This window comes from Brakhagea baltica, from assembly GCF_052161605.1.
Classification (GTDB): domain Bacteria; phylum Planctomycetota; class Planctomycetia; order Pirellulales; family Pirellulaceae; genus JBKCUI01.
The window spans coordinates 1,523,777-1,548,936 of sequence record NZ_CP197409.1 but is presented as its reverse complement, the minus strand read 5'-3'; the positions used below and the strand labels follow the sequence as shown (position 1 = coordinate 1,548,936).

27 protein-coding genes are annotated in these 25,160 nt (G+C 50.6%); 19 read left to right on the top strand and 8 right to left on the bottom strand.

Features of this window, described 5'->3' with window-relative positions; translation table 11 throughout:
• The first annotated feature begins 164 nt into the window (after window positions 1–164).
• The 7 genes from SH449x_RS06075 to SH449x_RS06045 all read left to right on the top strand — a co-directional run bounded on the left by SH449x_RS06075 (window position 165) and on the right by SH449x_RS06045 (window position 5,741).
• Window positions 165–605 carry a hypothetical protein gene (locus tag SH449x_RS06075; protein WP_482380431.1) on the top strand — a complete coding sequence of 147 codons (441 nt, stop codon included), beginning with the start codon at window positions 165–167 and terminating at the stop codon, window positions 603–605.
• Window positions 592–1,098: a molybdate metabolism regulator gene (locus tag SH449x_RS06070; protein ID WP_482380430.1), complete on the top strand. Its 507-nt coding sequence runs from the start codon at window positions 592–594 to the stop codon at window positions 1,096–1,098. Before SH449x_RS06075 ends, SH449x_RS06070 begins: the two co-directional genes overlap by 14 nt.
• A gap of 89 nt (window positions 1,099–1,187) precedes the next feature.
• Window positions 1,188–1,982: a polymorphic toxin-type HINT domain-containing protein gene (locus SH449x_RS06065; RefSeq protein ID WP_482380429.1), complete on the top strand. Its 795-nt coding sequence runs from the start codon at window positions 1,188–1,190 to the stop codon at window positions 1,980–1,982.
• Between the two features lie 95 nt (window positions 1,983–2,077).
• The gene (locus SH449x_RS06060) at window positions 2,078–3,421 is read left to right on the top strand and encodes a hypothetical protein (RefSeq protein ID WP_482380428.1); all 1,344 of its coding nucleotides are present in this window, start codon (window positions 2,078–2,080) and stop codon (window positions 3,419–3,421) included.
• 212 nt (window positions 3,422–3,633) lie between these two features.
• Window positions 3,634–4,209 (top strand): SMI1/KNR4 family protein, encoded by a 576-nt coding sequence (locus tag SH449x_RS06055; RefSeq protein WP_482380427.1) that lies wholly within the window; start codon window positions 3,634–3,636, stop codon window positions 4,207–4,209.
• 11 nt (window positions 4,210–4,220) lie between these two features.
• On the top strand, window positions 4,221–4,862 hold the full coding sequence (locus tag SH449x_RS06050; protein WP_482380426.1) for a DUF4272 domain-containing protein: 642 nt from the start codon (window positions 4,221–4,223) through the stop codon (window positions 4,860–4,862).
• 126 nt (window positions 4,863–4,988) lie between these two features.
• On the top strand, window positions 4,989–5,741 hold the full coding sequence (locus SH449x_RS06045; RefSeq protein ID WP_482380425.1) for a Hint domain-containing protein: 753 nt from the start codon (window positions 4,989–4,991) through the stop codon (window positions 5,739–5,741).
• Between the two features lie 684 nt (window positions 5,742–6,425).
• Here SH449x_RS06045 and SH449x_RS06040 read toward each other — a convergent pair.
• Window positions 6,426–7,184, bottom strand: a complete 759-nt coding sequence (locus SH449x_RS06040) for a hypothetical protein (RefSeq protein WP_482380424.1) — start codon at window positions 7,182–7,184, stop codon at window positions 6,426–6,428.
• A gap of 51 nt (window positions 7,185–7,235) precedes the next feature.
• On the opposite strand from SH449x_RS06040, the gene SH449x_RS06035 reads away from it, so the two are divergent.
• From SH449x_RS06035 to SH449x_RS06015, 5 genes are all read left to right on the top strand, one after another.
• On the top strand, window positions 7,236–8,222 hold the full coding sequence (locus SH449x_RS06035) for a hypothetical protein (RefSeq protein WP_482380423.1): 987 nt from the start codon (window positions 7,236–7,238) through the stop codon (window positions 8,220–8,222).
• A complete protein-coding gene (locus SH449x_RS06030; RefSeq protein WP_482380422.1) occupies window positions 8,216–8,698 on the top strand; it encodes a hypothetical protein in 483 nt (160 codons plus the stop codon). Before SH449x_RS06035 ends, SH449x_RS06030 begins: the two co-directional genes overlap by 7 nt.
• A gap of 99 nt (window positions 8,699–8,797) precedes the next feature.
• The gene (locus tag SH449x_RS06025) at window positions 8,798–9,397 is read left to right on the top strand and encodes a hypothetical protein (protein WP_482380421.1); all 600 of its coding nucleotides are present in this window, start codon (window positions 8,798–8,800) and stop codon (window positions 9,395–9,397) included.
• The gene (locus SH449x_RS06020) at window positions 9,394–9,903 is read left to right on the top strand and encodes an AHH domain-containing protein (RefSeq protein WP_482380420.1); all 510 of its coding nucleotides are present in this window, start codon (window positions 9,394–9,396) and stop codon (window positions 9,901–9,903) included. The genes SH449x_RS06025 and SH449x_RS06020 overlap by 4 nt, the downstream gene beginning before the upstream one ends.
• Window positions 9,900–10,520: an imm11 family protein gene (locus tag SH449x_RS06015; protein ID WP_482380419.1), complete on the top strand. Its 621-nt coding sequence runs from the start codon at window positions 9,900–9,902 to the stop codon at window positions 10,518–10,520. The genes SH449x_RS06020 and SH449x_RS06015 overlap by 4 nt, the downstream gene beginning before the upstream one ends.
• 286 nt (window positions 10,521–10,806) lie before the next feature.
• Here SH449x_RS06015 and SH449x_RS06010 read toward each other — a convergent pair whose 3' ends face one another.
• Window positions 10,807–11,001 (bottom strand): Flp family type IVb pilin, encoded by a 195-nt coding sequence (locus SH449x_RS06010; RefSeq protein ID WP_482380418.1) that lies wholly within the window; start codon window positions 10,999–11,001, stop codon window positions 10,807–10,809.
• A gap of 266 nt (window positions 11,002–11,267) precedes the next feature.
• Here SH449x_RS06010 and SH449x_RS06005 point away from each other — a divergent pair, with 266 nt between their 5' ends.
• Together SH449x_RS06005 and SH449x_RS06000 are read left to right on the top strand one after the other, a co-directional pair.
• Complete coding sequence (locus SH449x_RS06005; RefSeq protein WP_482380417.1) at window positions 11,268–11,978, top strand: SCO family protein; 711 nt, start codon at window positions 11,268–11,270, stop codon at window positions 11,976–11,978.
• Window positions 11,979–12,092: 114 nt separating this feature from the next.
• Complete coding sequence (locus tag SH449x_RS06000) at window positions 12,093–12,635, top strand: hypothetical protein (protein WP_482380416.1); 543 nt, start codon at window positions 12,093–12,095, stop codon at window positions 12,633–12,635.
• Window positions 12,636–12,651: 16 nt separating this feature from the next.
• Here SH449x_RS06000 and SH449x_RS05995 read toward each other — a convergent pair whose 3' ends face one another.
• Window positions 12,652–14,148: an ISKra4 family transposase gene (locus SH449x_RS05995; RefSeq protein WP_482376812.1), complete on the bottom strand. Its 1,497-nt coding sequence runs from the start codon at window positions 14,146–14,148 to the stop codon at window positions 12,652–12,654.
• 386 nt (window positions 14,149–14,534) lie between these two features.
• Here SH449x_RS05995 and SH449x_RS05990 point away from each other — a divergent pair, with 386 nt between their 5' ends.
• Window positions 14,535–14,762, top strand: a complete 228-nt coding sequence (locus tag SH449x_RS05990) for a hypothetical protein (protein ID WP_482380415.1) — start codon at window positions 14,535–14,537, stop codon at window positions 14,760–14,762.
• Window positions 14,755–16,230 carry a Do family serine endopeptidase gene (locus SH449x_RS05985; protein ID WP_482380414.1) on the top strand — a complete coding sequence of 492 codons (1,476 nt, stop codon included), beginning with the start codon at window positions 14,755–14,757 and terminating at the stop codon, window positions 16,228–16,230. Before SH449x_RS05990 ends, SH449x_RS05985 begins: the two co-directional genes overlap by 8 nt.
• A gap of 263 nt (window positions 16,231–16,493) precedes the next feature.
• Here the strand turns inward: SH449x_RS05985 and SH449x_RS05980 are convergent, their stop codons facing one another.
• Window positions 16,494–17,699 carry a type II secretion system F family protein gene (locus tag SH449x_RS05980; RefSeq protein WP_482380413.1) on the bottom strand — a complete coding sequence of 402 codons (1,206 nt, stop codon included), beginning with the start codon at window positions 17,697–17,699 and terminating at the stop codon, window positions 16,494–16,496.
• A gap of 137 nt (window positions 17,700–17,836) precedes the next feature.
• Window positions 17,837–20,434 carry a hypothetical protein gene (locus tag SH449x_RS05975; protein WP_482380412.1) on the bottom strand — a complete coding sequence of 866 codons (2,598 nt, stop codon included), beginning with the start codon at window positions 20,432–20,434 and terminating at the stop codon, window positions 17,837–17,839.
• Here SH449x_RS05975 and SH449x_RS05970 point away from each other — a divergent pair.
• From SH449x_RS05970 to SH449x_RS05960, 3 genes are all read left to right on the top strand, one after another.
• Window positions 20,433–20,624, top strand: a complete 192-nt coding sequence (locus SH449x_RS05970) for a hypothetical protein (RefSeq protein ID WP_482380411.1) — start codon at window positions 20,433–20,435, stop codon at window positions 20,622–20,624. The two genes, SH449x_RS05975 and SH449x_RS05970, sit on opposite strands and share 2 nt — an antisense overlap.
• Window positions 20,625–20,803: 179 nt before the next feature.
• Entirely contained in the window at window positions 20,804–21,139 is a 336-nt protein-coding gene (locus SH449x_RS05965; RefSeq protein ID WP_482380410.1) for a transcriptional regulator, read from the top strand.
• 248 nt (window positions 21,140–21,387) lie between these two features.
• The gene (locus tag SH449x_RS05960; protein WP_482380409.1) at window positions 21,388–22,869 is read left to right on the top strand and encodes a protein kinase domain-containing protein; all 1,482 of its coding nucleotides are present in this window, start codon (window positions 21,388–21,390) and stop codon (window positions 22,867–22,869) included.
• A gap of 39 nt (window positions 22,870–22,908) precedes the next feature.
• On the opposite strand, the gene SH449x_RS05955 is transcribed toward SH449x_RS05960, so the two are convergent.
• The 3 genes from SH449x_RS05955 to SH449x_RS05945 all read right to left on the bottom strand — a co-directional run bounded on the left by SH449x_RS05955 (window position 22,909) and on the right by SH449x_RS05945 (window position 25,006).
• Window positions 22,909–24,189 carry a cysteine desulfurase-like protein gene (locus SH449x_RS05955; protein WP_482380408.1) on the bottom strand — a complete coding sequence of 427 codons (1,281 nt, stop codon included), beginning with the start codon at window positions 24,187–24,189 and terminating at the stop codon, window positions 22,909–22,911.
• A 120-nt stretch (window positions 24,190–24,309) separates the two neighbouring features.
• Entirely contained in the window at window positions 24,310–24,540 is a 231-nt protein-coding gene (locus SH449x_RS05950; RefSeq protein WP_482380407.1) for a DUF4339 domain-containing protein, read from the bottom strand.
• Window positions 24,541–24,727: 187 nt separating this feature from the next.
• Window positions 24,728–25,006, bottom strand: coding sequence for a hypothetical protein (locus SH449x_RS05945; protein ID WP_482380406.1), 279 nt, complete (start codon window positions 25,004–25,006; stop codon window positions 24,728–24,730).
• Between the last annotated feature and the right edge of the window lie 154 nt (window positions 25,007–25,160).

Sequence of the window (25,160 nt, the reverse complement as noted above, 5' to 3'; positions counted from 1 at the left end):
GAAAAAGGAGCTCACTTCTTCGGGTTTTCCCTAAAGAACAGCAGTACGCGTGTGGCAAAAGTTGCGGAGAACGCCCAAATTGCAAAACGCGTCGCTGAAAATGTGGCAGCAGGTAAAGTTGGCAAAAATGCGATCCCCCATGGCAACAAGAAGAGCTACAGACCATGAGAAAGCTAGCTGTAGATTTTAGTCAATTTTATTTTGAGCCCGGAGCGTCGTATCACTTCAGCGGTAGGTTTTTGTCGCAACTGCAACGTAGAATTTCTCGTAAAATGCTCCCATCCGAGAAGTTTTCTAAAGAATATTCTAATGTCTGCAAGCTTTGTTTTTACATTGACGCCTCAGCGAAGATAGACAAAGGAATTGTTCGATTCACAGACTACGATGCTCGCCGAACTGAAGCCGAATTTAGATTGATATTGCCCTATTCTGCCTCGGATAGAATCCCAAAAAGACGAACTGCCAGTGGCGTAAAACATCTTGTTGATACGTTGGGCATGTTTTTCAGAAAATTTGATATGAATGTGCCAGAGGAATGGTGCAAAACGGAAATAGTCGCGCTTTTTCTCGACAACTTTGAGAGCTACGTTTATGACAATAGATGACGAAGAGCACGACCCGTTCAATGAACCGAAGCAACGGAGCAGGCGATCTAGCGCGTTGATGAAAGAGGATTTCTTTTGGGACTGTGTAGACGAAGACGCTCCGTTCGGTAGCGATGAGGGCTGGGAGGCTTACTACTCGTTTCGAGACTGGCGCAGCGAGAATCCCAAGGCGAAAGTGTCAGAATTCTTTGATGCAGTGATGTATGAGCGTTCTGCGGAGTACAACGAAATGCTCACCACCGACGACGCAATCATTCAGTCCGTCAAGAGTCCCAAGAAGGCTTTTCTTGGAAAGGAGTACGATCCTGGAGTTTTAGATGTGAGCGTGATCGCTATTTGCTTGGGACAACTTATTGATGAAGGAAAAATCGATTCTTCCATTAAACCGTTTGCTCGTGTGGCTATTTCCCGTCAAAGCCATAAAGCCTTCCGTCCAAGCAAGCATCGCTTAAAAATACTCCAAGCATGCGCGAGAGTTATTCAAGAGGCATAGGGCGGAACAATTTGGTGGCATCCATCGATTGAGCGTCCCTAGCTCGCTTCTCGTTGCAGAAGGAGGATGGGAGCTGGATCGATGTCGAGATGATTCGGCCTGCCGAGTACTGGGAACAGCAGGGAGCGGTTCCCGGAGGGCTGACGTACGTCGAATTCACGGAACTCGAAGCATCGGGACTTGCCAAGGTAACGTCCATTGAGCCCTGTCCTCCGATTGCAAGCGGGACGGGACAAGTGGTTACGGCACGGATTGTAACTCGGCAGGTAGCTGAGTTGGTGGAGATCGAATTCGTTGGTGGTGAGACGCTTACGGGGACTCCGCAGCACCCGATTTGGTCGATCGAGCGTCAGGATTGGGTAGAGCTGGGTGATTTAGAGGTTGGTGAGCATCTCTGGACCGAAGCTGGTCCGATAGAGATTTCATCGACTCGTCTTCTCGGTACAGGCGAGAGCGTTTATAATCTCGAAGTGCATGGGCACCACATCTACCAAGTCAGTGAACTTGGGGTACTGGTGCATAATGCAGGGATTCACAGCTACAATCTTGGCGTATCCCTAGCTGGTGGAAACGTAGCAAAACGAAACCGAATTACAAGTCGAGGATACCAAGCGGCGCATATCGTTCCAAATCCGGGGTGGAAAATTGCAAGAGGAAAAAGAACTCAGGAATTACTAGATGATTTAGCAAAGGCCCGGGAAAAACTCCGCAAAGCGGGTATTGATTTGGATGGTAAACAAAATGGGTTTTGGGCTAAGCCGGGGCATAAAGGCACTCACTCGGCTGATAACCTCCGAAAGATTGCGGATCGCATAAATAATTCAACTGACGTTGCCGCAGCCCTTAAGTCCCTCAAAAAATATATCATTAGTGGGAGGCTATAATGGAACTTTACAAATTGTCATATCCGGCAGACAACCCACGGTACTATGGACTTACGGTAGCGGAGCAAGCAAAATCGCTTTTGGGAAATGATCGGTTGATCGATGATTTTCTCCCAATTGGGTTCCCTTCGTGTCGTGGTGAACTCGTAATCCCTTCGCTGAAAGAAGATTGGAAGAGCGACTTTATACAAGGAAGGCTGCGTTCATTTCTTGATTTTTCGATGCTAGGTTTTTTCATTCCCGTATTTAGTGGTCGTGCTGTTGAAGCTCTCGAAGACGTTTTGCTTCAAAGTGGGGAACTACTTTCCACGAACTCGGACCATTTTATTTTTAACTGTACGTCTGTGCTGGATATTTTGGATCGTAAGGATTGTGACATGGAGTTCAGTTCACCCATAGAGAGGTTTCCTTATCGGATCAACAAGTACGTCCCGAAAGCGGACTCTCTACCCGCAATTTTTCGAATTGTTGATGAGCCGAAATCGATATTTGTATCTGATGTCTTCTATAATCTTTGTGTCGATTCTGAATTGTTTGGATTGATGTTTACAAAACTGTGGCCCCTAAATGGAGACAGCTCCTGGCGTTCAGCTGAAGCCGATGCAATAAAAAACGGAATGCGAATCAACGGACGTTTTGTCGATGCTTACATCTTAACCTTAACCCTGAACGTTTCCGATGATCGGTTGGCAGTCAAGATTATAGACTCCCTAGACGACTTTTTCTTTTCCAAAGATACAGATCCGGATGGAACGGGTTATTTGGCGGCAATAGATGAAGTATTTGAATTTGAGGGTGAGTTTACCGTTAATATTACCTGCCCTGATGTCGTCGCTGCCGAAAACGGAATCCGCGAAGTCATGCTGAAATTTCCCCAATCTCTAAATTGGTGCTTGTCGTCGAAAGAATCAGAAGCGTACCAGGATTTTGAAGAACCCAATGATTACTCGGAAGAACCCGTTACCGAGGAATATCTCCAGTGGGCTAAGAAAAATGCTAATCAGTGTGCTTCGTTACTCGATATTGACGATGGAGCCTCCACGAAAGAGAAGCTAAAACAATTCGAACGGTTTTGCGCTGACGTGATCGCCTCCGGTCAGCCTAAATGGCTGTCCCAGGATAAGCTTCGGGATTTCGATCAAGTTGATATCCTAGGAAGTTACCTAGGTGAAATAATGGTTAAGGATTTAGGATGGTGTTGGGTGCAATTACAAAGCGATCAGTGGATCGCTCGTGAACAGCTTGCGGTAGTCACAGAGGATCGAAGATTAATGATTCTTCCATTTCAGTACGTGACCGAGATCATCAATGGAAGTTCACCTTTAAAAGTGTGTTTAGCGTTAGAAATCTTAGAGTCCTCCGACGATATTCCACCGATATCGCCTTTCAGCTACGCTGATGTAATGAAGCATGTTCAGTATGTTGTTCCCCCTTCTTGAGCCGTCGTATACTTTTGCAGCCCCGATTTCATCAAGTTAGGAAGCGAAAATTCTTGGTTCAATATCGGACAGTATTGGTCGATTTGAATGATTCTTCAGGGCCATTGTTTTTATGTAAACGAAACTGTATAGCAGCACAAGATGGCCCACGGAGGTGATTTCCGAAATCCGACTCATGGCCCGTATACTCCAAATTGAGGTGAAATGCATTGATGAATGGTTTTAAAAAGCTACTATCCGTTATGAAAACGTTTGAACGACTTGGGCGGCGCGATTACAAAAACGGCGCTATTGGTATAGGAAAAGCACCACACTTTGGAAAGCAAGCGTATTTACATGATCTAATGCCTCCGTGCTCAGAGAACCAAATACGGGAGATAGAATGTAAGTTAAACGCAAGTCTGCCGACGGGTTATCGAAAGTTTCTCCTGAAACATAACGGATTGGGGCTGTTTCACGATACTCTTAGTATCTTCGGATACAAAGACTGGAATCACCCCCCAGCAGGGCAACCATATGACGTGCTAACACCCAATACTCTTGAACGTCCAGACTGGCTTTCAGATGGTGAGCTCATTATTGGTAGTTACAATTGGGACGGTTCATTTGTAGTGGTATCCAAAGTCGGCAACGTAAGTGTTCGTGAACCCGACGAAGGCAGCGTCTTATGCTCTTGGGATTCATTAGATGAGTTTTTTGCCGTCGAGGCGGCGAGGCTTCCCAACCATTTTGATGCGGATGGTCGATATGTCGATGAAGATTCAAGCACCGTTCCGAGTTGCAACTAGCGTAGGAACCCATGAGCTCCTTGAAGCCAATTCTTGAGGACGCGAGACGTTGCTCAATCGAATTTTTACATAGTCGCAGGGTACCTGTTATGGATAGTTTACCTCTGCTTGAAATTTCCGATGAACGCAATATTCGAAGCATCGAAGAAATCGCCAACCGTGCGATCGCCACGTGTATTGTCTATTCGCGTTCCCAAGGAATGTCTCGCGACGATGCACTGACGAGTTTGCGAGTTTGCCAGGCAGAATATTCTATAACTACCAAAGAGCTGGAGTTTGTAAATTGCGAGCTTCCTGCAATGTCCTCAAACGTGCAATATAGCTGGATTGTCGAATCCTATTGGGTCTTATTGTGGGTCCTGCGGTTCATTCCGACCTTATCGGAGCCCACCATGCTTTGCGACGTGAAACTCGCGGAATCGATACTGAGGGAGCGAGGAGCAACTCGTTTTCGAGGAGAAGCCTCTCTAAGGGATTTCGAGGAAATTGTCAAATTTGCAGACCTTTATTACAGATATCATTGGGCCGTTGTTGACTCCCCGTCGGAGGTACAGAAGCTGGGCATTGTTCCAGGAGTCGTCGTCGAGCGAGATCGTGCATTTACATGGCTTCTGTCGGACCTTGACTGGGACGACGTTGAGTTGGACACCTAACGTTTTTTGGGAATTCATTACGTATCGGTATCGTTTATTCGTATCTGCTAGCGACGAGACCGATTAATTCCGTGTCTACTACTCTTCTGGTGACGTTCGATCGAAACGGTCGCGATCGGTTCTCGTGTGGCGGGGGAGAATCCTCGTCCGTGGGAATACGATGGTGAATTCTCGGAGCCTGATTCGGCGACTTGGTCCCTAGCTCGCTTCTCGTTGCAGAAGGAGGATGGGAGCTGGATCGATGTCGAGATGATTCGGCCTGCCGAGTACTGGGAACAGCAAGGAGCGGTTCCCGGAGAGCTGACGTACGTGGAATTCCCGGAACTCGAAGCATCGGGACTTGCCAAGGTAACGTCCATTGAGCCCTGTCCTCCGATTGCAAGCGGGTCGGGACAAGTGGTTACGGCACGGATTGTCACTCGGCAAGTAGCTGAGTTGGTGGAGATCGAATTCGTTGGTGGTGAGACGCTTACGGGGACTCCGCAGCACCCGATTTGGTCGATCGAGCGTCAAGATTGGGCAGAGCTGGGTGATTTAGAGGTCGGTGAGCATCTCTGGACCGAAGCTGGTCCGATCGAGATTTCGTCAACTCGTCTCCTCAGTACAGGCGAGAGCGTTTATAATCTGGAAGTGCATGGGCACCACATCTACCAAGTCAGCGAACTTGGAGTGTTGGTGCACAATGCAAATTGGCTTGATAAGTATCGTACTCGATCTGTCGCGTCGACAAAAAAACTCCGCAAGGAATTCAATAATTCAAAGAGGGCTGAATTCCTCAAGAATCTGGCCAAGGATCCTAAGAGCGTCTTAAGGTTCACGGCAGACCAGTTGAAGCTCATGGCAAAGGGAATTGTTCCGAAAGGTTTTGTTGGGGTGTAACCTTCCGGCGTTGCAGGACATTCTAGAAAAATGCGTTCGAGAACTCGGCGCTATTAGATGAGTTGATAGTGCGGCTAGAGTTTCCCTGAGACGCATCTTGTGCAATCGATGAACCTAGGCTCACTTCGGTGCAAATGGGCGATCTGTTGGGGTGTTTCTATAGTTTTGTGAGTTGGTTCTACCTCGATTTTCCGGCTTGAGACGATCAATCAGACATCCATCGAGCTTGCTGCTCGCTTGGTGACACTCTTTTCTTGGTACAAGACGAAGGTGCATAAGGCTTAGCTCGTGTTGATTTGGAGTGATACAAGTGTTGGTTCGCTTTCGCTTGCTTTGCATCGATCACACGATAGAGCGCGATTGTGCGTTAATCTCGCAGCTCGCGCTGTGGCTCGCTTCTCTTTCAGATCAAGCGGAACATTCGCTCCAGTCCCAAGGGCCATCTCGTCGGGTGTCTGCCCTTGAAAGGCAAAATGGGGAACCACCGAGTTGTGCTGTTCGATTCCACAATGTCGACTTGCGCTAGGATGCGTTTGATTGTGCCGTCAGAAACAAGCTCATTTACTGTGCCATTCACGTTTTCAACGCCAGAATCCATTACCGTCGAGGGTACGGTGCCTTCGGGAAGTCCCTTCGCTGCTTCCTTGAGGAGATCGGCTGTCGTACCTGTTTCGAAAGTGTCATTCAGTTTCCATTTTGAATCGCTCGGTACCAAGTCGAGGAACAAGCGTAGACCTTTCCTAAACGTGCGGCCAATCGAGCAATCGATCCCACGCTGAGATGACGATAGGCTTCGGACTGCACCATAGATCGCATTTCCGAGCGTTCGGTTGCGGTCATTTGCCCCGGCGAAGATTTGGGACATGACGAGACATCATCCAATCCACATTCTTGCGCGTTCTTCCAATCGTAGTAGCGTGAAGAAGAGAGTCCTGTGAAGGCAAATAATCTAGGTAGTCGAACGAAGCGGCTTGCGCGGTCGAGAGATCGAAGGAGTTTTTCTTTATCGCCCCCACTGAGGCAAGCGTTGGTAACCGCTACCGTCTCTCGAATGCAACCTTCAAGGTTTCGTCCGCCGGTGCGAAAAATCAGTCCCGAACTCTCTGGCTCTCTCTTTTCGGGGGCCTCCAGAGTTAATACAGAGTTATCGTCCGGAGTCCGGATGAGAACGGTTGCGAACTCGGCGGACGGATGGCCACCTAATGCGATTGGCGGAATCATTGGAAAAAGAAGGGGTTCTAGCCATTGCAGGAGCTTTTCGGCGCTACCGGAGCGCCGATTCAGCACCGATTCAGCGCCGATTATTCCGTTGACGCCACGTCCTAGATAAGTCGAGTCGAAACTGAGATCTGCGAGTCCATGTGAGCATACTTCCTGGGAACGAACCGGCATTTTTCCTTGTTTTCGTGGAAAACCGCAGGACTCGTACCACGAAAGTTGCATTGTACCCCTACGTATGGTACAGTGCAGGTGGAGTGTTACGAAGAGGATCGCATGAAAACCACCTGGAAACAGACAGAAGCTTATATTAACGAGACGTTGGGCCTCTGCGTACATCTGCGCGACTGGCTCGATAAACGCAAGCTACCGCGCTTCCTTCGCCAAGAATTTGACTTCGCTACAACGCAGATTCTCGATCGCCCGGTTCTGGTCGTGCATGCAAGCGAACAGCAGAAATCGCCAGCCGGCATACGGAAACAGTTTGAGGTTCTACAGGCTAAATTCGATGGCGAACTCGTCTATGTTCGCGATCAGATTGACGCATACCAGCGGAAAAGGCTGATTGAACAAAAGGTTGCGTTCATCGTACCGGGAAATCAGCTGTACCTCCCCACGTTCGGAATGGAATTGCGGGAATACTTTCGACAGGCCAAGATTCCTACGGACAATTTGAGCCCGCTTGCTCAAGCCACCATTCTGTTTGCGATCTATCACAAGCATGATCTTCCGATTCCCATGCTGCGCATGCCGCAATTGTTGAATTGTTCGAAGATGTCCATAAGCCGTTCCTTCAGTGAGTTAGAGACGCTTGACTTGGTCACCATCGAGAAAGACGGTCGTTCGCGCGAGTTACAGCTCACACGGACTCCTAAAGAGACTTGGGAGTTCGGCACGAAGTTCTGGCGTACACCCGTGCGTAAGAGACTGCGAGTCTTCCACGACTTTCCGATTCCCGACCGGTCTCGTGTAGCCGGACAGACCGCGCTGGCCAGTCGCACAGACATTTCGAAGGGTGCGATCCAAACAATTGCCATAGGCCCAACCGCAGAGAAAGAGTGTCGAGCAGAGCTTGCCAGGTTCTCCATACCCGACGATGAGCCAGAGCGTTCGATCGCAGTTGAGCTTTGGCGCTACGACCCTTGCCCACTTTCCCAGGGTGCCAGTGTAGATCCACTGTCACTTTATTTGTCCATGCAAGACATCCGAGACGAACGCGTTGAAGCGGCGCTGGATGATTTACTGAAAGGAATGACATGGTAGAAGGACTTGACAAGTTTGCTGACCACTTTGAATCTTACACAGACAACTACTTGGGAGACGGCCATCTGGTGCCCATACCTGCCTCGGAGGATATCTTGAGCTTGTCAGCTATTTTGATGGATGGCGACTACTCCGCATGGATTCAACAGGCTCGGACCGTCAGCAACAAGATCGCTTTTGCCAGGTCTGAACACCTGATTCCACTGAAGGCACGCGCCTGGCTCGATCTCCGAGAACGCAAGGCGGCGGGTGGCCAAGTCGATGATCGCCACATCAAGAAGCACAAGAATGATGTCTTCAGGCTGCTGACTGTCATGGACCCAGATTACCAAACTGCTATTCCGACAAAGATTGGCCAGGACATGGAGCAGTTCGTCGAGACCATGCAAGCGGAACCGATCGACTTAAAGGCCCTTGGGATAAGGGGCGCGACAAAAGAAGAACTGCTTGGGCAACTTCTAGAAATGTACCGATGATCTCCATTAGCCCAACCGCTTTCGCATGGACGTCTCGCAACACGGACGAGCGCCGGAGTACATGAAGCGGTTTCGGATTATCCGCCAGCAACTCCGCCAGTGGCGAGCAGGCTATTCCTTCGGCGCTGCAGGACATTCTGGAAAAATGCGTTCGAGAACTCGGCGGGCGGGGGAAAATCAAGCTCGTCGACCGTTGTTCTTGGGGGCGGGTCGTACGCCTACTTTCAGGACTTGCCCGACTATTCTTTCCCCGATGCAGGTGCGTTCCAGAACTTAGTCGATTTAACAGCCAACTGGAACGCGCTTCGTCAACCGAACGCACCGTTTATCTTCAACGGCGGCTGGAACGAACACTTCACTGAGGCGAAAGAACTCTTTCCCACGGTGGGAACGGATTTCGCAACAGTTCAAGATACCGTCAAGCGTTCGAGTCTTTACAGCGGAGCGGAACGTAAATCGAAAGGGGTCGAGCTTGACGAAGAAGACCAACGCCGTCGCCAAGAAGAGGAAGCCGCCCGGCAGGGGGCACTTAAGCAACAACAGCGTGAGGACGATAATCGACCGCTAAGTGTTCTTTCTGCCAAACGATTCTTACCGCAGGATGAGATGTATCAAGAGCGAATTCAGCTTGCCCACGATGGTGCGTTGGGCATGCTTGATACATTCCTTGAGGCGATGCCTGTGTCGCTTCGATCGTGAAGAACGGCAACAAGCTCAACAAGGTGACCGTTGGAATCAAGGCTACCACTCAAGGCCCCGCGAAGGTAAACTCCAGTTGGTTCCGCAATGCCTGGGACCGCATTTTCGGGAAGGGGCCAGCTAAGGGATGGCAATCAAGCATCGCGTGGGATACTGCGAGAAATTCCACATTGCTTCGAAAGAATATGGGGGACGCAGTAAAGGCAGGGGAAGGCGCACATCATATTGTTCAGTCGACCCACGCTCGCGCCGCAGCTTCTCGTAAGCTTCTTGATAAGTATCAAATCGATATCAACGATGCTGTAAATGGGGTCGGACTCAAGCCTTCAGGTCCTAAACCCGCTCATCATGGACATGGATTGCATTCTCATTCTGGAATCGATCAAGTTAACAGGAGACTCGAAGATGCGGTGCGAGGTGCGCCTGATTGGGCGACCGGAAGACAGAGAATACTAGACGAACTTTCAAAACTAAAAGCAGAGATTGCTGGAGGAACATTCCCATGAAAAAAGATCATCACAGCAAGCGGCGTTACTATACGTACGAGCCTGATTCTGATGAGTTTGCAGGTGTTACGTTTGTCGATTCCATTTCTGGTGATGATGGACCAACAGTTGCAGACCTACATTGGCAAGACACTCGATATGGCGCATCCTGGAGAACTCTGAAGTGTATTGGTTTTGACGACAATCCCCTACGATTAGGGGATTTCCCAAGTGTCAGCGACTATAATCGGGTTCCGATGATGAGTTCTAAGGCATGGAATGCTCTACGACCGGTGATTGAAACTGTCTGTGAGCGGCTACCTGTAAAACACCCTTTTCCAGGCGAGTACTTTCTTATTCACGTACTTCGCACGATTGATGCTCTAGACGAAAATCTAAGTGAAGTTGAGCGGAGGTCATTTGAAGACCCAAGGATTCGGCGGGTGCTTCGATACGCATTTAAGCATGAATTGATTGATGGTGCTCATATATTCAAGTTGCCAAACAAATCGGGTTCGGAGCTTATCGTTGACGATGTTTTTCGCAGAACAACAGAGGAGCGAGGTCTACAGGGACTCATTTTTCGGGAGCTACCTATGGCAATGAATTCTTCTAACAGCCAGCCCCAGTTAGAGTAGCGCGTAACGCTCCGGCGTTGCGGGACATTCTGGAAAAATGCGTTCGAGAACTCGGCGGTAGTTGAATCTCCTATCCATTCAACCATTAGGCCGGCTCGAAAGTTCGAGCATGGAGCAAGGTCTGAGTTAGGTAGTTCGTGACCTGCAACGAATCACGACCGATCCGGTCTCGAACTTCATAAGTCACGACTCTTAGAGCACTTGCAAAACTGACCTCTCTGAGAAGGTTCCTTATCAGGGGCGGTCCGGGGACACCAGAACATAGCAAAAGGAAATTGGCGACGACTTAATTTCCCAGAACGGGATTGATCGCGTCTCCGGATGTGTTGAACGAGTCTTTGGTTTTGTTTGCAAGCAAACCGACGCTCGAAATCACCGCAACCGCGATCAACGAAGCCATGAGTGCGTACTCGATCGCCGTCGCCCCCTCTTGGTCGGACAACAAGTCCTTCAATCGAATTTTTTTAAAGAATCGTCTCATGGCATCGCGGGGATAAATGCAAGGCGTACCGTAAACGGTAGGCCACGAAGTCGCACACGTCGGGTTTTTCAAGCAAAATGGGGATTTATAAGCCCCTCAAACCAATTTCAGGCCCCTGACGATCGGAAAAACCGATTCGTCTGCCCCAATTGGTAAGTCTTGAATAGCCGAGTTCACGCCCCCTGACTGGACTCGCCTCGCCGGATACAATTGTGCGGCTAATATCCTGCCGATTGGGGGCTCTAGAAATAGAAAAAGGTACTTACGTGAATCGTCTTTGGTTTCGATTGCTTGGAGTAGGCTTGGGGGTCGTCCTGGGGACAATCGCCGCTGTTACAACGAAAATCCTCCGCAGCCCGTCCCGCGACGCTAGCAGCTCAGGTGTTTCATCAGGCCCTCGCTTTGGCACAGAGGACGATGATCCTTGGGAGAACCCACATTCAGTTTCCCCTCCCGACCCGGGAAAGCGATCCATTCTCGCAAAATTGGTGGAATCCGCAGCGGCAGAGGAAAAGTGGCTCAAAGAGTTTGAGTTTACAGACCAGCTGGGCAAGACGATTACCTCGGAATCTCTCAAGGGACAGCCCTACATAGCTTGCTTTTTCTTCACAACCTGCACCGGGAGCTGCCCCCGACAGACCTCCCAAATGCAGCTCCTTACAAAAAAATACAAAGACAAACCGATCCGCTTTGTTAGCATCACGGTCGACCCAGAAGCTGACACGACTGAGGTTCTCAAAGACTACGCAGAGCGGTTCGGAGCGAATCCTGAAAAATGGCACTTCCTTCGAGGCGACATGGCTTACACACAGCGGGTCGGAATCGAAAAGTTCTTCCTCGATGGCGTCGAAAAACGCGGGCATCCCGACCGCTTCTGCCTCGTTAACGCCGAGGGAAACATCGTCGGTTCCTATCTGTGGCTCGACATCGACGAGCGCGACCTTCTGGAAAAGCATATCGCGGAGGTACTGAAATGATTTGGGGCTATCAGGTACCTAGTTCTTGAATCGTTGCCGAACCCATTCAAAGAGCAGAGGTGTCATGCGTTCGTTTAGCTCAAATTTTCATGTGACCTATGAATGCAGAGGGAGATGATGGAGATTTCAATTATGATGGCAGCACTAGTTGTTTTACTAGTCATATCTTTTGGTCTCTTTGCTTGGAAAAAGGCTCGGAATCTGAATATTATCGGCGCCGCAGGCGGTTTTGTTTGCTTTGAGCACGAATGGAATTCAATTACCAATTCGTCTACACAAATGCCTTCCCCTGGGCATTGGGTACTCAAGAGAATGTTAGGTGAGTATTTCTTTGCCGTTCCGAAGGAATTAGTCATCGGTGCGGGCACCGCGACATCTAATGGAAAGGAGTGGCCTAAGGCGATGTCGGAGTTGCGAACGTTGACAGGCGTGAACATCATTGACTCCCCTACGGTTGGCGATGAAGTTATTCCTTATCTCATGAGGCTACCCCTTGTCGACACAATTAGCCTCTGCGGGACTAATGTTGGAGACGAGAGAATAGAGCAAATTTGTCAATTGCCGAAGCTGCGGAAGCTAATGATCGCGAATACTAAAGTAACCGAGGCAAAAATATCCGAACTGAGAAGGAAATTCCCGAGTGTCGAATGGGTGTGACCGGTTGTTCTGTTAGTTACGACGCCATTGCCAAGAACTGATCGCTATAGTTCACTCGTTTCTTACCGTAGATCGAGAGGTTTACCGTTCGGTGCGTTGTGGCTAAGACATCCCAAAGCTCACTCGCTTCGATGCAGCGAAGGTTCAGCATGGTCTGGGCTCCTTTTTCCTTCCATCTCATCCCACTCTTTTCCATTCGATCCTTGGGCACATGCCGACAGGCTCCTTCAATATACCCAGTGCATATCGGATAGCCTTTTGCCAAATACTCACCGTACTTGATTCGTGAGCGGTTGTTTTCCAAATACTTCACGATCTTGCCAAGCTCTTCGCGTTGTGCTTTTTTTATGCCCTTGCGTCTCATCGCAGTCTTGATTCCTATGATCATTAGACCTTCGGTTCCCTTAAGCAGTAGCAGCAGCTGTTCGCGAACATACGAGCTTTGCGAATCTGGTTGGATGATCTTCGCGGCTGCCCAGATTCGCGGAAGTACATGCATCAGGTCCAGTATTTCAATCGTGTTCCATCCCTCCTGGTACTCATGCGCTAAGTTCCAAAGTGATGGTTGCCCGTCGTGCATAACCAAAATCTCTTGACCCTCTCGGTGGCGTCGGAGCGTATTGGCAGTTAGCCATTGCTGAGCTTGCTCTTCAGCGGACTTACCGATCACGTTTCCGTTAGAATCATGCTTGGTCAACGCCCCAAAGTACCGAGGATTCTTCGGCTTAGCTTCTGATCTACTTGTCTCGCCTGACTCAGGCTCATGGAATAAAGCATCAATGATTTCTGTAGCCGTTCGAACATCGCGATCTACGGTATACACTCCGGCCATGCACGCCATTTGTTTCTGCCCCGGCTTGGGGCCCATGCGTTCGACAGAAGCACCCACAGGTGTTTTTTCCGTTTGCTTGCGTACCATCGGGATGCCTTTGTTGTCACTGGTTTGGACCAAGAGTTCTGCCTCGGTAGCTCGATCGATCGATGGCGGATTATCGAGTACCAAGGCCGCTGATTTTCCCAATCGGCTTCCGATCCGTTCGGCGCTGTCGACTGGGACGTGGAGTGACGTGATTCGTTCCAGTAACCCAACCGCTTTATGGAAGGAAGATTCGGTCGCATGAGTTCCGACCCACGACTCGAAGACCAAGGAATAATCATTCTGCGGGAGCCCTAAATGCTCGTCCAAAGGAATGGCTTGGATCGCTTGATCGGGTGTTGTTCCATAGACGTAGCGTTCGATTCTGAAATCGCCAAAGATGGAGCGATACCTCCGAGTCCGTTTGGGCATTCGATTATAGACTCGCCCTTTCTTCTCGATGGTAGGTCCAACATCTCCCTGGCCTGCTTGCTCGATGATTGTTCCAATCAATGCATGTCCGAGAGCCATTAGTCGCTTGTGTAAATCAAGCTCCGTTTGGTCGATCGCTTGCCCCGTACGAAAAGCTGTGTTAGCCAGCTCTTTAAGCTGTGCGACAATACAATCTACATTCTGGAAATCCAACGATTCGTTCATGATTTGACTCCGTGATTGAGAACCGACGAAAAAGCTCGCCGTTACCCTTATTATCTCTCTCAATACTGAAAACGAAACCAATTGGTTGTCGCCGGAAATGATGCCACAATATCTTGTGCTAGCAAATCGCGACTCACTACCGACTAAGCAACGATGAGCCGGTCACACCCGTGTCGAATTCGTTGACAGGATTGACATTAACAATTAGACCCTGCTTAGGGCGAAGGCTAAAAACTGTTCGGTGCGTGTGGGGAACAAATCGAACCTTCACCAACCGGCCCAATTACCCTCTCACCAGCAAATTAGAGCTGCAATCTCCGGCGGATATGGTTTATGGCATCTCAAATTGACCGATTTTTTAATCATTCCGCCCGAAATCTTTGGGGATGAAGCGATTGACCGCGACTGTCGAGTATCTGAAGTCAGTGGGGCGGAAAATTGATGTTTATCAAAGCCGCTTTTCCGCAGTAAAAGGTACGAAAGTTGCTCGAGACGAGTTGTCCGATGATGAACCGCCAAAAGTGGCGTCAACCACTCCCGTTGCTCAACGTACTACGGGGGAAGCAAGCGTATTTGACCTAAGCAACACGAACACGCGAGAGAACCATGATTAGCTTGTCGCAAAATTGGAAGTGGCTTGTTGTAATCGGAGCAATGGCCTTCAGCAGCGGATTTTGGTTCTTTGGAAACCGCTACGAACACTCCGCCGCTTACGCTCAGCAATTAGCCGAGTCCAAGGCATCGCGAGATTCGCTCAACGCCGAAGACGTAGCTCGCGCGGACCAGCTCTCAAGACTATTCCGAGACGTCAGTAAATCGGTTAAGCCGGCAGTTGTAAGCATTAAGAATGTCGTAGAAGCCAGCATCGTTCGGCGAGGCGCCCCCAGATCCATCGAGGACCTGATCGGAGGGTACAGCTCTGATCCCGAGATGGCAGAGGTCGAGAAGCGGCGCATGGAAAACGGCCTCGGTTCCGGGGTGATCTTCCGGCCCGATGGCTACATCCTCACCAATTTCCACGTCGTTAAAAACGCGACGGTGCTGGAGGTATACCTGAGTGACAATAGGCAGTTCGATGCCACCGTGGTTGGCACGGACCCTAAAACCGATTTGGCCGTGCTGAAGATCGAGGCGTCTGGGCTGGCTCACGCACCGCTCGGAGATTCGGCCCTGATGGAGGTTGGCGACTGGGTTCTCGCCATTGGGAGCCCCTTTGGTTTAGCACAGACTGTGACGGCTGGGATCATCAGCGCAACGGAGCGAACCGACCAAGGAATCACGGACTACGACAACTTTATTCAGACTGACGCAGCTATCAATCCAGGGAACAGCGGCGGCCCTCTCGTGAATTTGCGAGGAGAGGTTATTGGAATCAATACGGCGATTGCTTCTCGAAGCGGTGGATACAACGGCATTGGATTTGCCGTCCCCACCAATACCGCTCGACGCATCGTATCGGACATCATCTCCAAGGGGAGAGTCTCGCGAGGCTATATCGGGATCTCGCCCGAGACATTGTCTCAGGATATGGTCTCGCAACTCGGGTTACCCACACAAACCAAGGGAGTTCGCATCGCCAGCGTATCGCGACGTTCACCGGCCGAGTCCGCTGGGCTGCTTCCCGGTGATGTGATTACCAAAATCGATGACAACACGATCACCACCAGCACTGCCGTGATGCGAATCATCGGCGAAACCAAACCCGGTGATTCTGTGAAAGTAAGCTTCTTGCGGAACGGTAAGACGATGGAGTCCACGGTAAAAATTTCGGAGTTTGACGAGTCTCTCGTGAATCGCAGATTGGAGTTGTTGAATAAGTACGGAATTGAAGTCGACGATGTTTCGCCGCAGTTGATGCGAGAGTTGGGAATGAACAAGCCCGAGGGGGTGGAGGTTGTGTCGGTTAACCAACGAGGACCTTTCCGAAGGCTCCCTGCCGGCTTGCTGATCAAATCCGTTAACGGAGCCACGATTTCGACACCAGAAAAGTTCTACTCGGCCATTGAACAAGCGATGGAGGCTCGTTCGTTAAGAATGGTGGTGCGAGATGCCGAGAACGAATTCCTCGTCCGAGTTCTTTAAACCCGACTATTCCCTGTAGGTAGATTCCCTGTCGGCAGATAAGGTTGATATGCGGTCGAACGCTCGGCATCTAGACAACAGCATAGCCTCGTATGCGGCAACGCAGTCCGACAATCCGGACACCAAGAATTCCCCAATCTGATTAACAGGCAGGTCACCGCGACAACGTGTTGACAGTTCCGCTCCAATAGAGTCTCAAGGCTGTCAGTAATCGTGGCAAGATGGGCACATTTCGATCCTTGGCACCTAGGGTTTAGCAACGCTTACTTAAAGTTCAAAGCGTCGGTATAAACCTTCATGATCTGAAAGAAGATGGTGAATATCGCGAAGATGATTAGTCCCGCGATCATCATCCAGACTACGACTCCTGCTACAGCAGCTAGGCGAGCCAAAGCCGCTTCGGATTGTTCTCGGTAAACGATCGCCAACCTCTCTAAAGACTCGCTGTCGGAACCACTTAACTCACCTATCTCGACCGTTTGAATGAACTCCGCCGGCAATAGCTTCGGTGCATCAAGTGCTTCAGAAAAAGATTTCCCTTGGCGGACGGCTTCCTCAACCTGTTCGATGCCGGAAATGTAATAAAAATTTCCCGTTGCCATGAGGGCTTCTCGTACACTTCTCATAGCATCGACACCAGCACCAAGCATCATGGAAAGAGTCATTGACAATCGCGATAACGCCGATGTCGTAAAAACGGGCCCTATGACTGGCACATTTCTCACCAATGGGACGAGTTTTTGATGACAACCAAACCAGTTCTTCCAGATTCCGAATGTGGTTACACCTAACAATCCGCCAACAAAAAGCAGGGCAGTCCAAAAAATTAGGACGCCCGAAGCACCGCGGAGTCCAATCCCCGTTAGATCAAAGGCTGGTTCGCTTGGCGAGCCTGACTTCATAAATCCGTTGATAAAAATCACCAGGGTAATGACACCGAGACCAATTCCGAAAGATATCAGTGGAAAAGAGACTTGGCTCAAAAAAGTTGAGCGAGCTCGTTTCAATCTGCGGTAGTGCTCGGCCATTTCTAGAAAGCAGTGCTCGACGCGACCAGAGTGTTCACCTGCTCGAAGCATTCGGATAAGAAGCATAGGGAAATAGCTCCCTTGCAAAGCCATGGCTCCCGAAAGAGATTCTCCGTCACGGACACTGAGAATCATGTGGCTGATGACCTGTCGGTGTCGCGAAGAGCCATGCTTGGATTCGGAATCGAGCAGCCTCAGTATGTCAACGCCTGACTTCAGCCCGGTCGCCATTCGCGAACAGAATGATTCCAACCGGTTGAGTGGGATTCCGCCGAGAATCGACTCGATCGAGGAACGGTTGGAATTGCTGAGGTCAGCATCCGAGCGATTCGGCTTGTTTGGCTGGATGGGCCGAGCCGGTAGCAGCGGGCTTCTGGATCTGGGTTTAGCTTGATCCATTCCCTTCTGAGTTCCGGGCTTCGATGGTTTTGATGAACTCATGGTCGGTACTCGAGGAGTTAGCTCGGATGCATGGGAATCGGTGGCGGTTTACCCTGGAGGAACGTGTTGCTCTAAAGGAACATCGTTCTTCGGGATGGAAAACTACATCATACAATAAGCCGAGAGAGGCCAGCTCGCTAGTCGCCACGCCTCGTTGGCATGATGAATTCAGCCTTTAGATCCATGATGGTAGCTGACATGTCCCCTCGCGTTTCCAAGTGGACTCGAAAACCATCGTCGTTTGTGGCGACGCGAAACAAACCAAACGATTGCCACTCCTCTTCCTTTTTATCATAACTGGATACCAGTACACCCATTGCATCCCCCCCAAGGGAATCGCTGATGAACAAGCCACTTTGAGGCTCGTCAGGTTTCGATCGGATCTTCACTTTTCCTTGAACGTGCACCAAGGCTCCGGCTGGTACGGAGATGCGACCGGTGGAAATGCGCATGGCTGTTCCGCCATATCCGGACGGGATCGGTTGTGCGGTTGCAGGCTTGGAGGTCAAAATCATCGAACCACCGGAGGTCGCATCGCCACGTGCTAAAGCCGCTGTGGTAGCAATGCGATCTTGCAAGCGTTGATCCATGGTCCAGCCCAACTCTCTCAAGGTTTCCCAGGATGAAAAGCTGCTCCCGGGAACAACTAACGATTGCCAGGGGCGCCCATATAAATGACGGTTCAGCTCCCAGTGCAATGGAACACTCATCGCCGAGGCAAGCAATGGACTGCTTTGAAGTTGGGAAAATTGCTTTGATGCCTCTTCCCAAGAGCTACGAACGATCCGCTGTGCGAGAACCGTGCATTGATCTGCCGCCCGCAGAGCAGCGCTGATGTCGGCTGATTGAAGCCCGCGCATAGCTTCGCGATAATATGATTCCGCTCGCCTGAGGCTATCCCAGTGCTCGTGGGTAGCTGCCAAACGCTGGCTACCGAGAGACATCTGCGCTAGCTGTAAGACTTGGTGGGCCAAATCAACCCGTGATTCCATCAGCACGGATTGCTTATTCAGCAGCGAATTTCTTAAGTACTCGATTGGTTTCGGATCGACGACGGTAACGATTTGTTCGATCAAGCTGGGTTCATCAATCTGGACGAGCAATCGATCTGCCTGGCGTTCACTTCGCAAGGGATCCAATCGACCATGCGTTAACCGGAAGACATGCCGTGTTTGACCCGATAACGGAATTTTCAATTGTACTTGTGAGACGGGGGGAGAGACCATACAGACTTGATCCATAGTGCCCTCGGCCACAACGATTATCAACTGGCTGTTGGGAGTGGTCAACACAGTCGCTTTGTGGGATGCAGAGTTGGTTTCCACCTTGGTCCAAGGAGTCTGATTGGAGCGAATCCAGGGGGAGAACAAATCGATTTCGCTGTTGATAGCCCGATAGCTGCTCGCCCTGGACATATTGGTCGGGTCGCCCGAATCGAGTGAAATCGACGAACGAAAGATCCACCCCTTCGTGCCGTGCATTAATCCACGATAAAAGGCTAATCTCGTTTGAAGTAAATCATGATCGGGCATCCCAAGCGGTACACCACCGACAGCACGACGTATCTCCGCCTTTTGAGTTGCCCATTCGAGAGGCATCTCGGTCACCAGCGAGGCCAAAGGTTCCGACCGCCCAATCATGATTCGTGCATCCGATTGAGCCAAGCTAATCATTTCTGCGGAGGACCGAACTCGTGTTGCATGTGGTGACGGTATAGCTAGCCAGTCCGTGAGTCTGCCGTAGGCACCGTACAACTCCATCGCTTCCCCTACGGTGGGCCGGTTTAATGAAGACGGGTAACTTACCAGCTTAGAAACCCTGTTCTTTGTGGTTGGGATAGCCGCATCATTCAACTCCCAACCTAGCATCCATGCCGAAATGTGTCGGTAGGCTTCAGTCAAATCCTCGGAGGGAACAAGTTGGGGTGGAGGTGCAATGACGCTAATGCCGGACTCGTTCGCTTGTTCAGCGACGAGCTGATCATCGGCTCGCGGAACGATAACGCCGGTAAATCCCAGATCGCTCAGGTAGGCTAGGGATTCTCCCTGGTATTGGACCCATCTCGGAACCGATTGCTTGATCGCCTGTAATTGTTCTGCGACTGAGGCTTCTGAGACCTTCAGTATTGGGGCGTCGGAGGGAAACAGGACTGAGTCTCGCGTGGTGACTTGTGGCGGAAGCATGCCCTCCACCTGCAGATCGTCGACTTGAAGCTTTGTGGTTCCAGGATTTCGATAAACGTCCAGAACGAGGGCGTCGATGTACGGGTCAGAAAGATCCACTGTGCTGCCAAAGCGGGCCCGCAGAATTCGTTCTTCGCGTTCTAGCCCAAGCCTGATGTTCCTGACAACCGAGGTCCCCCAGGAGCCACCGGCTGGGCCGGGCGTTCCGAATACCGCAACCGAAAGTGGGTCGCTCGTCGCAGGATGAGTGCTTCGAGGGTAGACCACGCGAACGCCAAGCCGGATCCCCCCTTCGCCGCAACGAATTCGGATCGAAGCTTGAAACTCCTCGACCACAGCCGAGGGAGCAATTGGCATAGCTAAATGGACATGAGTCCCGGCGCGATACTGGACCTCGATGGTTTCCACTCCAGGCTCGGGGCGTCTCTGCGGAATCAGTTGAGCAGAACAGTCATCTCGCCAAAGCGAGAAGTAGGGGCCAGGACGATCGAAGGTCTCGACCAACTGGGCCTGCAATCTTTGCCTGTCCGGACCAACCAGCGAGATTAGCATGAAGCAAAACGACCACGCGACCAACACAAGTGGCCTGGTGGTTGACTTTTTGCAACGAATCGCGAATTGTTGGTGGAGAAATGGAATCATCGTGACTCTGAGGGGAATCTTTCGCCTAAGTGTTGTATTTACCAAGACTTACGATGAAAATCTATATCGAATGGCGTTGCAGGAATACAACAGCCTGTAGGACGTAGGAAAACCGCTCGGATTGAGTAGAATATCCTAAGTCCTTGACTAGCATGGATTTAGCGTGAATGCTAACGCACCTCTCGGTTTGACGGCACGCGAGCTGCAATTCTTGAGGATTATCTTCGGTCACCCTACTTTAAGCAAATTCCGCTTCACTACTACTCGAGGAATCTCCCAATGAGCCAAGCAGTTCCATCCTCCGACAACATGGTCAATGACATTCCTGCGGAACTCCTCGATCTCCAAAAGGTGATCGATACACTGCCCCCCGCTCAACGCGTCACTGTTTTGCCCGCCTTCCAAAGAGTCGTAGAGAGCACCAATCGCCGACGAAAAATTCTTCAATTGGTTCAAGAGTCGATTGGTCAGCTCCGGTTGGACATGAAGTATCTCGTTTTCGACCTCGAGGCCACCCGTCGAGAACGCGACTTGTACCAAAAGCAACTCGAGGAATTGAACGGCGACGGCTACACCAGTGAGGACGAAGGAACACCGGACGAAAACCAAGACTAGTCGGCAATCTCAGGCAAGATTCGCCGTGGGATCGATTGAGTGCCTCCCCCTGGATAGCCTCCGACCTATCTAAGGCGTTCGGCACCAAATCCCACAGCTTATAGAACGAGCCGTCGAAAAGTCGCCACTTTTCGACGGCTCGTTGGCTTAATCCGGGTTTAATCAGTTGGCCAACATCCTTCCGATCGACTATCCTTAATCTAGCGTTTGACTTTTTAAGCCTCCTCCTGTTTGCACTTAATCTTCTCATGGACATCTCTCCGCGCTCTTTGACTCAGCGGGTCATCGACCTGGATCTGGCTTCTCCCATGGATATCGAGAAGCTTTGGGCAGAATTGCGCACGGAGAATGCAACGCTGGAAGACGTCAAAGGGATGCTACTTCGAAAGGGGCTCCTGACCAACTTTCAGCTCGAAAGGATGCTCACCGGCGAGAGGCTCGGTTACTACTACGGGCCCTACAAAGTGTTGTACATGATCGGGGCCGGTACCTTTGCCCGGGTTTTCAGAGCCGTCCACCGTGATACGGGGCGAGTCGTAGCGGTCAAAGTGTTGCGAAGTCGGCATCGTGGCGACGTCACGCATATCGAGCAGTTTCTTAGAGAAGGTCGCATGGGATTGAAGCTGCGACACCCCAACATCGTTTCCATCTTCGAAATCCAAAACGACCCGCGAGCTCCTTTTTTGGTTATGGAGTTTGTCGAGGGAGAAACCCTCCGCGAAATCTTGAAGATTCGCAAGCAGTTTGGCGCATTAGAGGGATTGCAAATCATTCGCGACATTTGCCAAGGGTTAGACTTTGCCTATCAGCAAGGGATTTCGCACCGCGACTTGAAGCTTTCTAACGTCTTGGTGCATCCAAGCGGGCGTTGCAAATTGGTGGACTTTGGCTTGGCTGCCTTGGCGGATACATCCTCGGACAAAGCGATTGCTGATTGCCCGAGTGCACGAGCGATCGATTACGCTGCTTTAGAACGAGGAACGAATGTGCGAAAAGGTGATCCCAGAAGCGACATCTACTTCACGGGTGTGATGATGCATCATATCTTGTCTGGCCGCCCTCCTTTGATAGAAACACGGGAGCGATCACAGCGACTCAACGTAAGTCGATTCTTAGAAATTCCTCATCTCGGGGAACTGGTAAAGGAGTTACCGGAGTCAGTTTACACCATCTGCTCCAAGGCCTTGGAGTTCGACCCCGAGAAACGCTACCAAACCCCTGGCGCGATGCTAAGCGACATTCAAGTCGCTTTGCGAAACCTTGAGAATCCAAACGAACAAGTCCGAAGGGATGTCCATCACCAATTCACCCAGGCCAACGAGGAAGATGCGAAAGAGGGACAGGGCAAGACCGTGATGGTCGTGGAGAGCAAACAAGAACTCCAGGACTTGCTTCGCGAAAAGTTAAAAAAACGTGGTTACCGAGTCCTCATCTTTAGCGATCCTGAGCGGGCTGTCGGAAAGTTTAGCCCTGACGAAACCATGGTGGCTGATTGCTTGGTGATTTGTGCCGCCGATCTTGGGAATGAAGCTCTCGAAGCGTTTAACAAGTTCGCTTCCGATGCTCACACCAAAGACATTCCAGCTATTTTGCTCGTTGATCCAAAGCAAACCCACATTATTCGTGGAGCGAAAACATCAGAGAAACACGTTTTGATTCCGATGCCGCTCAAGGTGCGAGAGCTCAGACAGGCTCTTGCCAAATTGACCGAAAAGAAACTCACGGCATGAGCTGCCGACTGTTTCTCGCCAGGAGATATCTGCAAGCCATTACGCGATAGCCCTCAGCTCCTCGAGGAGCCTATCAATTTCCGCTGAGGTATTGGTATGGAGAATTCCCACTCTCACCATTCCACGACCGGATTGCCCGAGAGCTTCGCAAATGTCGATCGCATAATAATGTCCATGCCAACAAAAAATCCCAGCCTCTCCTAGCTTCTTGGCGACCTCTGCTGAAGGTGCCTTTGCCACATCGAAGACGACAGTCGGGACTCTTTGGCCGAATCGATCCTCATCGGTGATTCCAAAGACTGTGATCCCATCGATCGCCTTGAGCCCAGCGATAAGCCGAGTCAGTAGCCCCAGTTCATAGGATTCAATCAGCTCAAATGATCGCTTCAGCCTCTCTCGACGGGACACACTTACAACCACATCCGTAGGTTCATCCCCGATAGACGCCATGTAGTCTATCGCAGCCCTTACCCCTGATATAGCCGCAAAATTCTGGGTCCCCGTCATCCATTTGCCTGGGCCGATTGCTGGCGAAGCTCGGAGCTTATAAGGGATAAGATCCTCTAGCCGCTTTTTGCGACCCCAAAACATACCCACATGCGGGCCAAAAAATTTATAGGCTGAACAAACACAATAATCGACATCCCACTCGCGTACATCTATCAGTCGATGAGGAGCCCAGTGCACGGCATCGACGTAAACCTCCGACCCGTATTGATGAGCGATATCGGTAAGTCTTTGAATTTGATTCGCGGTACCGACGCTGTTCGAAGCCGCCGTGAAAGCAACGAGCTTGGGGCCAAGCTTTACTTTCTTCAAGAAGTCGTCTTCGTCTAGTGTGGCATCTGATTCATTGACTCGCACTGCATCACACTCTGCCCCAACGTCGCGCGCTGCGAGTTGCCATGGCGTCACGTTGCCGTCATGATCGAGCTGCGTCACGAGAACCCGGTCACCTGAGCCCCACGTGCGAGAAAGGGCTCTTGAAAATGCGAGCGTAATCGTGGTCATGTTCGCGCCGAAAAAGCACTCGTTTTCATCGCTTCCGCCAAACCAGTCTACAGCCGCCGCCAAAGCTTCACCAAGGATTGCATTGGTTTCACGGCTGGTGGGGAACATGCCCGCCGAGTTGGCGTTATGATGCAAATAGTAGTCCGAAATTGCATCGATTACTTGCTGCGGAACTTGGCTGCCTGCTGGTCCGTCTAAATACACGACGGGTTTCCCTGTCACCGAATCCACCCTCGACAGCGAGGGAAACGATTTCCTCAGAGTTTCAAATCGGGAAGCCAGAGCAGAAGACGCCAAGACAGCAGACATGGAACAGCTTTCTTTCTAACCTTTGGGGATGATCAGCCTAAGTGAGCGGTCCACAAACGATAGCAAGAATCGCACCCGCTGGGAGGGCAATCTTCCTTACCGATCCATTCAGCGACCAATCTAGTGGGCTGGATCTTTTGCCGTCGGGTGAGTCTTGTTCCAGTGCTTGTTGGCAGCTTGGATGTCGCGAACGTGCAGCCAATGCCCATGAGTCTTGCTGGTGCTACACACCAACGTATCAGGGCTGATTTCTCCCTTTTCGATTCTGTGTAGAAAATCCGGTTCCGATATCGGCCCAACTTTTTTGGTTCGAAAAAATCCCCGCTTCAAAAAATACCAATCGGATGACATTTCGCATCACTCCTGCAACAAATGCTTTTAACAGGGCGATCTCAAGCAGGACTCGCTAATGCTAATAGTGCTTGTCAATCCCAAATTATAGCAGGCTTTGGGTTAAAAAGTAACCCGTTCAGGATTTGTCGATGGATTTCTCGCCATTGTTAGGATTGAGGAGCCTCGAGCGACTTGTAGCAATCCACTAGTTAGCGAACTCGTCGATCACTTCTGTCGATTGAGCAGAGACAGGACGCTCTAAGGTCTCGGTTTGAGACTGCTCCATACGGGCTCGCGATCCGACACCGGCTACAACCGACAAACAAACGACAGCTCCAACCAGCAAAACAAAGGGACTGACGACGAAAATGCCTAGCAGTACCGCAATAATCGCTAGCCAGTTACGTCCTTTAGACGCCTCGGGGGCGACTGCGTAAGGATTGGATCCGCTGTTGTTGGAATTGTTGGATGGGAGACTGTTCATCGTAAAAACCTCGCTTTGAGCCGTGAGGGCGCTTGGGTTGCACCAGAAATGGAATGGCAAAAGCTAGGTTTTGAGAATAGACAGTCAAATTTTTGATGGCAATTTTTTCCTAATTCAGCTTACCTGGGGTAGAGACTGCGGATACCAACGCCCT

What these genes read in the sequence shown, in the direction of transcription:
- SH449x_RS06075 (WP_482380431.1), top strand. Translation starts at nt 165, where the DNA reads ATGAGAAAGCTAGCTGTAGATTTTAGTCAATTTTATTTTGAGCCCGGA.
- SH449x_RS06070 (WP_482380430.1), top strand. Translation starts at nt 592, where the DNA reads ATGACAATAGATGACGAAGAGCACGACCCGTTCAATGAACCGAAGCAA.
- SH449x_RS06065 (WP_482380429.1), top strand. Translation starts at nt 1,188, where the DNA reads ATGATTCGGCCTGCCGAGTACTGGGAACAGCAGGGAGCGGTTCCCGGA.
- SH449x_RS06055 (WP_482380427.1), top strand. Translation starts at nt 3,634, where the DNA reads ATGAATGGTTTTAAAAAGCTACTATCCGTTATGAAAACGTTTGAACGA.
- SH449x_RS06050 (WP_482380426.1), top strand. Translation starts at nt 4,221, where the DNA reads ATGAGCTCCTTGAAGCCAATTCTTGAGGACGCGAGACGTTGCTCAATC.
- SH449x_RS06040 (WP_482380424.1), bottom strand. Translation starts at nt 7,184, where the DNA reads ATGCAACTTTCGTGGTACGAGTCCTGCGGTTTTCCACGAAAACAAGGA.
- SH449x_RS06035 (WP_482380423.1), top strand. Translation starts at nt 7,236, where the DNA reads ATGAAAACCACCTGGAAACAGACAGAAGCTTATATTAACGAGACGTTG.
- SH449x_RS06030 (WP_482380422.1), top strand. Translation starts at nt 8,216, where the DNA reads ATGGTAGAAGGACTTGACAAGTTTGCTGACCACTTTGAATCTTACACA.
- SH449x_RS06015 (WP_482380419.1), top strand. Translation starts at nt 9,900, where the DNA reads ATGAAAAAAGATCATCACAGCAAGCGGCGTTACTATACGTACGAGCCT.
- SH449x_RS06010 (WP_482380418.1), bottom strand. Translation starts at nt 11,001, where the DNA reads ATGAGACGATTCTTTAAAAAAATTCGATTGAAGGACTTGTTGTCCGAC.
- SH449x_RS06000 (WP_482380416.1), top strand. Translation starts at nt 12,093, where the DNA reads ATGATGGAGATTTCAATTATGATGGCAGCACTAGTTGTTTTACTAGTC.
- SH449x_RS05995 (WP_482376812.1), bottom strand. Translation starts at nt 14,148, where the DNA reads ATGAACGAATCGTTGGATTTCCAGAATGTAGATTGTATTGTCGCACAG.
- SH449x_RS05990 (WP_482380415.1), top strand. Translation starts at nt 14,535, where the DNA reads ATGAAGCGATTGACCGCGACTGTCGAGTATCTGAAGTCAGTGGGGCGG.
- SH449x_RS05985 (WP_482380414.1), top strand. Translation starts at nt 14,755, where the DNA reads ATGATTAGCTTGTCGCAAAATTGGAAGTGGCTTGTTGTAATCGGAGCA.
- SH449x_RS05980 (WP_482380413.1), bottom strand. Translation starts at nt 17,699, where the DNA reads ATGAGTTCATCAAAACCATCGAAGCCCGGAACTCAGAAGGGAATGGAT.
- SH449x_RS05970 (WP_482380411.1), top strand. Translation starts at nt 20,433, where the DNA reads ATGAAGCAAAACGACCACGCGACCAACACAAGTGGCCTGGTGGTTGAC.
- SH449x_RS05975 (WP_482380412.1), bottom strand. Translation starts at nt 20,434, where the DNA reads ATGCTAATCTCGCTGGTTGGTCCGGACAGGCAAAGATTGCAGGCCCAG.
- SH449x_RS05965 (WP_482380410.1), top strand. Translation starts at nt 20,804, where the DNA reads ATGAGCCAAGCAGTTCCATCCTCCGACAACATGGTCAATGACATTCCT.
- SH449x_RS05960 (WP_482380409.1), top strand. Translation starts at nt 21,388, where the DNA reads ATGGACATCTCTCCGCGCTCTTTGACTCAGCGGGTCATCGACCTGGAT.
- SH449x_RS05955 (WP_482380408.1), bottom strand. Translation starts at nt 24,189, where the DNA reads ATGTCTGCTGTCTTGGCGTCTTCTGCTCTGGCTTCCCGATTTGAAACT.
- SH449x_RS05950 (WP_482380407.1), bottom strand. Translation starts at nt 24,540, where the DNA reads ATGTCATCCGATTGGTATTTTTTGAAGCGGGGATTTTTTCGAACCAAA.
- SH449x_RS05945 (WP_482380406.1), bottom strand. Translation starts at nt 25,006, where the DNA reads ATGAACAGTCTCCCATCCAACAATTCCAACAACAGCGGATCCAATCCT.